This is a genomic window from Pantoea pleuroti (assembly GCF_014156615.1).
GTDB classification, from domain to species: domain Bacteria; phylum Pseudomonadota; class Gammaproteobacteria; order Enterobacterales; family Enterobacteriaceae; genus Pantoea; species Pantoea agglomerans.
In genome coordinates, this window is sequence record NZ_SBFD01000010.1 from 142,664 (window position 1) to 148,802 (window position 6,139).

Genomic DNA, 6,139 nt, shown 5'->3' on the forward strand with positions numbered 1-6,139 from the left:
TCAGTTATCGGCTAGTCGTCCGATATATAAGCTAAAGATGCGAAGTGCGATAAAGGATAATGCATGAGGGAACTGACTGAATTAATTGATCAGCAAAGCTCTGGCTGGCTTATGGTGCAGCAATGGCTAAAAGAAGCGAACAATAATTATGAAGTGCTTCCCTGTGACCCGACGCTCGCAAGATCTGCCTTACATCAGCTTCAGGTTACAACGCTCTCCCCGCTAGGCGCTGTGTTGTCCGAAACGGGAGGCATCTTGGTTGATAATGGCTGGTTGCGGATTTTAGGCTCTGGTCATCCCAAGCTGGCACGAGTTCCTGCTTCCTGGACGCAATCGGTAGCAACAGGCCGGATATTTCAGGCGCTCTTGGTTGCTGATGATGTATCGGGGGGCTTTTTTGCACTTAACGGTGGTGAATTCGGTGAAGATCGAGGCGGCGTATATTATTTCGCACCGGATTCTCTGGAATGGGAGAGCCTTGATACTAACTATTCAGGTTTCCTGCAATGGGTTCTCTGTGGCAATTTGGATCGATTCTATCAAAGCGTACGCTGGACAGGCTGGCGTGAAGAAACATCTGAAATGAATGGTGACGCGGTTTACTCCTTTTATCCTTTCCTGTGGACAGAGCCACAATTGTCTATAGAGCAGCGTTCACGCGCTGTTGTGTCTGTTGATGAGCACTGGTCATTGTGCATGAACTTACAACATCAATTAACCAACATGCAGGGCGACTGACCTCCTCCGTGCAGATTAAGACACCACGATGTAAGTAATACTCTTGACATTGTGACAACAATTGCGAACATCCGCTCCTCGCTCATAGCGGACCATGGGGCCGCGTCAGTCAGCTTTGTGCCAAAAGCGGAACCAGATGAGAGCTATAGAAGGTCAACTATCACGTTGCTTTTCTAACCGGATGAAAGTGCCATCCAGATTTGCTTTATTACCCCAGCCGAGTTGCATGTAAAATTTTCCCGCACGGCTGTTTTCATCGGTTTCCAGCCAGGCAATTTCGTGATGTCTGAATAACTCCTGTTCCGCAAGCATAGTAAGTCTGCGACCTATACCTCTGCCTTCGTATTCAGGAAGAACAAAAAGACCATAAAGACAGCCTTTATCCGTTAAAATCATTGAAAAACCAATAATTTCGTCATTATCACAGGCAACCCATGCACAATGGTCGTTTTTGATCATATCGCCCACGACGCTTTCGGTGATCCCCATTCTTCGCATTTCTTCGCGGCTCAGATGATTCTCCGTAACAGATGTTCGGACTGAGAAAATTCCATCAACATCAGGAAATTGTGCTGGCCTTATATTTATACTCATAAGACTTACTCCATGTATGACAAAGATAAATGCTGATGATAATGCAGTCATATCCTCTAAGGAGCCACAGAACCGTCAATGAGATGACGGCTATTTATGTTCCGCTCCTCAATCTTAGCTAACCGTGTGCCAGCGCCAGACCGCTCTGTGCCAGAAGCGGACGTTGCCAATACTCAGGTACGTTAGCGTCACCACTCGGACATTACGTTATGACAAGCCATAGCCATTGTTCGTGAATTGCCAGCAGGGTCAAGGAAGGTCAGTACGATCCCCTCGTGTTGTGGGATGCGAAATCACAATAAATTCCACGGGAGACTCCGTGTCGTTTCTGGCTTGATGTTTTGCCCCCGGGGGAATCTCTAATCCCTGCAGGGGTTTAATATTGTGCGTTTCACCCTTTAACTCCATAGATAAAACACCATTGAGCACAAAGAAAAACTGTCTTGAGACAGAGTGCCAGTGTCGCTTTTCAGCAGTACCTGACGGCATTTTTTCATGAATGACCAGCATGTCTTGTCGGTTTACCAGATACCAGCCGTCGCAATCATCGCCCCAGACATAATGCTCTGCATTTTCTTTTGAAATCATCATACCTCTCCTGTTTATGCGACTTTTCCAATAATCTGATGAAGTTATACTCAGGTATGATATTGATTCGCAATACATTTTTTCATGGGTTAGTGCATTAAGGAGCTGAATTGCCTGTTTCAATATACTGAATAGCCATGGATTAATGGGCACAGGAGTTTATAAACAGGATCGTGAGGTCCGCTTCTCGCTCAAAGCTGCCAGTCAGTTCCTTTGATTTCCTGAAGATGTTTAAGCCGCCGTTCTGCATGCCTGGTCAGAAACGCAGTGTGTCCAGGGCGGCGCGGATTTACCTGTAATTACTCTGATTTGCCTAAAAGTGGTTTGGTTATGTCAGTGCTGTATCCCGGCAGGCGTTCCTGAAAAGCGGTTCACTGGACAGAATATGCGGTCTATCCAGGACGTGACTATATCAACGCACTGGGTCTCTGAGACAGAGATGGTGCGTGACTTTTTCTATGCCAGTCAAAGCAACAAAGCCAGCTCGTTCATAGAATGTGAATGCCGATGGAGGAGCGTTTGTGTTGATAAAATCAAACCAGTGGCCAGAATCCTTAAGTATCTCACTGAGCAGGGCACTGCCAACCTGCCTTTTTCTCCATCCTGAGTCTACATAGAGATGTCGCAGACGTCCGATGCCAGTTTTTAGCGTAAACGGTTCGATGTTGAGTCCACAAACGCCAATGATTAATCCCTCTACAGAAGCCCCAATAAGTTTTTCTCCGGGTCTGTCAAAGCGGTTGTGCCCGCTAAGCCAGTTATCTTCCAGTCGGCGCAACATGTTAAATCCTTCAGCCATGCTCTGCGATCTTAACTCAGCAAATCCTGGGCTGTCCGGGGTGACGCTTGTGAGTTGGATATCCATGATTTTTCCAGTGATTTCAATCTGCATAGTCTGGACAGAATTATGATTGTGTCCAGTATGACAATGGCACTCTCATACTTCCTATGCGCCACATTAACGGTAATAGAAAAGAAATTTTGGTTAGTAAAACTCATCTTTATGCTGATATCTGTATTCTTGCGTTATCCCTGTGTATCCATATGAAGCAGCTTTACAATCAATAACATGCACATTTGACTGAGGATGTAGGTTACCAATAGCTTGTTCCATAGCTTTGTAAATTGCTTTTTGATACGCTGCTTTCTGATCTTTGCTACAAGTTTCATCCACGACAGTAACTTCAAGTCTAAACGAATTTCTCCCCCATTCAGCCAGACTCTTGCCATCAATAAACCAGTCATCATCGTCCACATATCTTACTATGACCATGGTTTCAAAGCTGTTTTTCTTCAATATCTCGCATGTGATTTGAGTAGCTAAAAGTACACAATCTTTGGTTAATTTTTGATCCTTGCAACCAGACAATGTGAGCGTTATTCCAGGCATAATGATTCCTTAAGTGTCATTACTTAGCTTGATTATTAAAAGTGTTGCCGCATTTTTTGAACGATACGAGATGACTAAGATGGCATAATCAAAAACGTGAGGGCAACTTTCGTCCCCTTCTCGCTCATAGCGGACATGGGCCAACGTGTAAGTCCGCTTTGTGCCAGTAGCGAACGCCCATTGGTATATTCAGAACAAAGGTAAAGTTGTAGGGTTTCGCTTAGCCGGGCGGACAGGTAATTATCTGTTCTGACTGAATGATAAACCGGGCGGAACAATGCAATGTCGTTGATGACGCACTCCGTTTGTTTGCCGGAATGAAGTTCTTTTTCTCGTCGCATGCGGCACGACAAGCAGCTGTCAATTTTATGCAAAAGCGGCAGCACCAACCTCATGCTATGTTTTTTCTGGCGCGTAACACTAACGATCCCTTTCCTGATGTCGATAACTCCATTTCTTACACTATATGAAGGAACATGTATGTACTGCGTACGCCCTTTAATCCGCCCACTTTTTTTTCTGACGCTGCTGCCCTTTTCTCTGGTTCAGGCTGCGGATAATCCTGTATTGAACGGCGGCAAAACTAACCCCTTTTCGGTCACCAAAATCCACGATCGTGTGAATTACATGGTGTCATTAAACTTCAATAATGGAAAAACAGCTCAGCAATGGCGATCCGTTGATTGTAAGCACGGCACGGCACAGCTTCTGTACAAGGATTTATTGAATGAGAGCGGGCTTACTAAAGCTCGCTTTTACGGCAACAGTTACCTCCGCTATGCGCCGGCACAGGATGACAGTCAAATGACGGCAGAGGATATTCGCAAGGTTTGTCAGTTACCCATAAAAGATGCACGCTGGGAAAAATTATCAGCCACGTCTGAGTACGGTACTACTAATCTTATCGATGTGAATAGCATTGAGCATATTGGTAATATTTTATCGGTGCGCATGGGATATGACTTTGCAGATATCATCTGGGAACCGCCTTATGACGCCCCGCTTGAATTAAAGATTGAGCATTATCTGTATAACTGTAAAACCCATCAGGGTGATGCTGTTGCTGCGATGAACTTCGACAGTGAAGGCCGCGTTACCGATTCACTCATCACTGCTGATATCATTCGCCGCAAGAGTAGCTTTAAAATTGACGGACAAATGACACAACGCTTTGAGCAACTCTGCCAGTTACCCGCAGGAAAAACCTTCAGAGCCGAAGGACACTTTGTCCCTGCGACTAATAAGCCCGCATCAACGCTGATGGGGCCATCAATGCCCGATCTGAACAATAATAATCCGCAATGGCTGAGTAAATTTCCTCTTTCAGCGGCAATTGAGCATCAGGCACAGTCACTGATTAAACCCTGGGCGCTTCCGCGCTTTAAGCAGGTTCGCTATACCACGGTCAGCGCGCTGGGTAAGGTTAAAGTACAGCTGGATGCACAAGCAGATGGTTATATACTCAAGCTGGAAGACTATGGTATCTGGACGGTGCAACGTTTAACGCTGGCTAATCAGCTACAGCTGAAGTTCACTATGTCCATCAGTAATGGTGCTTCGAGGCTCAACACGTTGCAGACGGACCTGCGTTTCCCGTTAGTGACCGGACAACGCTATCAGGCGAAATGGGAAAGCATTGATGCCGATAAGAAAGTCACTGCTTCAGCGTTACGTTGCGACGTAACCGATCAGGGGGAGGCGCATGAAATTTCACCTGAGTTTAGTGGGAAATATCTGCTGGTTAAGTGTGATGAAACTGACGAAGGGCAACCAGGTAGCAGTGATAAATTTGCCTGGATGCAGGACCTCAATATTTTTGTCCCGGTCGCGACGCAAATAAGTGGTAAACCTGAAAGCCTGGTCACGCTGGAAGATGTCAAAGTGATACGTTAATAATAATCAGGCTCGCCGCTTTAGTCGGTGAGCCTGATTGTTGAATAATCCCTTGAGGGTTAAGTCATGCACTCTCGCGGTCAGAACCAGCGATCGGTCTATTATATGTCTCAGACGCAGCTAGAGGTTATTTCAGGGTGGGACGTGCTGTAAAAGAAAATGACGGAGTTCGGCTGTTAATTCGTATGGTGCCTCTTATGCCATATGGTGAACGCTGGCGATGGCTTCACCCGTAACATCGGGTGTCCAGTTTTTCCAGATCCCCACAATGTCGCCATATACCGTCTCCAGATCGTCGTATTTTGACCATAAACAGAGAGTCGGGCATGCAATCATCCGTCCGATCTGACGATTATGAAGTTGGTGTTTATTGTCTATACCCAGACCGGCGCGATATACCTCTATCATCCCATGTACCGTTCCCGGATCGTAGATGGCTCGTCTGAACTCACTGTATTGTTCGTCTCCCAATGAACCTTTGATCATGGTGTTGAGTTGCGCTTAATCCAGCCGGGCAGGCCAGCGCAGAATGGATTTATTGAGAGTATTAATGGACGCTTTCGCGATGAATGCCTGAATGAACACGGGTTCAGTGACGTCAGTCATGCCAGGAAAACCATCAGTGAATGGCGTCAGGATTATAATGAGTGCCGCCCGCACTCCGCGCTGAATTATCAGACGCCATCAGAGTTTGCAGCACGGTGGCGAAATGGAAAATGTGAAGGTAAACAAACCGACATTCCTAACTGACGGTTGTATCTAATACTGGGGGCAGGTCATGTATTGCCTGTCAGTTCGGCTGATATGAGTGATGGAGCGTCTACTTCTCGCTCATAGCAGACAAAGAAGGCGGTGTTAGCGTCCGCTTTGTGACAGCAGCGGACATTTTGTAAGCTCTCCTGGACAAGTTGAAAATATGATCACGTGTAAACTCGA

7 protein-coding genes and 1 pseudogene are annotated in these 6,139 nt (G+C 46.2%); 3 read left to right on the top strand and 5 right to left on the bottom strand.

The window, feature by feature from the left end; translation table 11 throughout:
* Positions 1 to 63: 63 nt before the first annotated feature.
* Positions 64 to 738, top strand: a complete 675-nt coding sequence (locus EPG66_RS19550) for a DUF2625 domain-containing protein (RefSeq protein ID WP_163794385.1) — start codon at positions 64 to 66, stop codon at positions 736 to 738.
* 153 nt (positions 739 to 891) lie between these two features.
* Here the strand turns inward: EPG66_RS19550 and EPG66_RS19555 are convergent, their stop codons facing one another.
* The 4 genes from EPG66_RS19555 to EPG66_RS19570 form a co-directional block, all read right to left on the bottom strand.
* Entirely contained in the window at positions 892 to 1,332 is a 441-nt protein-coding gene (locus EPG66_RS19555) for a GNAT family N-acetyltransferase (RefSeq protein ID WP_182687884.1), read from the bottom strand.
* Positions 1,333 to 1,581: 249 nt separating this feature from the next.
* A complete protein-coding gene (locus tag EPG66_RS19560) occupies positions 1,582 to 1,920 on the bottom strand; it encodes a cupin domain-containing protein (protein WP_163658861.1) in 339 nt (112 codons plus the stop codon).
* A 412-nt stretch (positions 1,921 to 2,332) separates the two neighbouring features.
* A complete protein-coding gene (locus EPG66_RS19565; RefSeq protein WP_069026913.1) occupies positions 2,333 to 2,785 on the bottom strand; it encodes a GNAT family N-acetyltransferase in 453 nt (150 codons plus the stop codon).
* A 120-nt stretch (positions 2,786 to 2,905) separates the two neighbouring features.
* Entirely contained in the window at positions 2,906 to 3,310 is a 405-nt protein-coding gene (locus EPG66_RS19570) for a tautomerase family protein (protein ID WP_182687886.1), read from the bottom strand.
* Positions 3,311 to 3,790: 480 nt separating this feature from the next.
* Here EPG66_RS19570 and EPG66_RS19575 point away from each other — a divergent pair, with 480 nt between their 5' ends.
* Positions 3,791 to 5,203, top strand: coding sequence for a hypothetical protein (locus EPG66_RS19575; protein ID WP_182500510.1), 1,413 nt, complete (start codon positions 3,791 to 3,793; stop codon positions 5,201 to 5,203).
* Positions 5,204 to 5,398: 195 nt separating this feature from the next.
* Here EPG66_RS19575 and EPG66_RS19580 read toward each other — a convergent pair whose 3' ends face one another.
* The gene (locus tag EPG66_RS19580; protein WP_182687888.1) at positions 5,399 to 5,611 is read right to left on the bottom strand and encodes a hypothetical protein; all 213 of its coding nucleotides are present in this window, start codon (positions 5,609 to 5,611) and stop codon (positions 5,399 to 5,401) included.
* A gap of 69 nt (positions 5,612 to 5,680) precedes the next feature.
* On the opposite strand from EPG66_RS19580, the pseudogene EPG66_RS19585 reads away from it, so the two are divergent.
* Positions 5,681 to 5,953: pseudogene (locus EPG66_RS19585) on the top strand (integrase core domain-containing protein); the annotation flags it as partial.
* Positions 5,954 to 6,139: the final 186 nt, after the last annotated feature.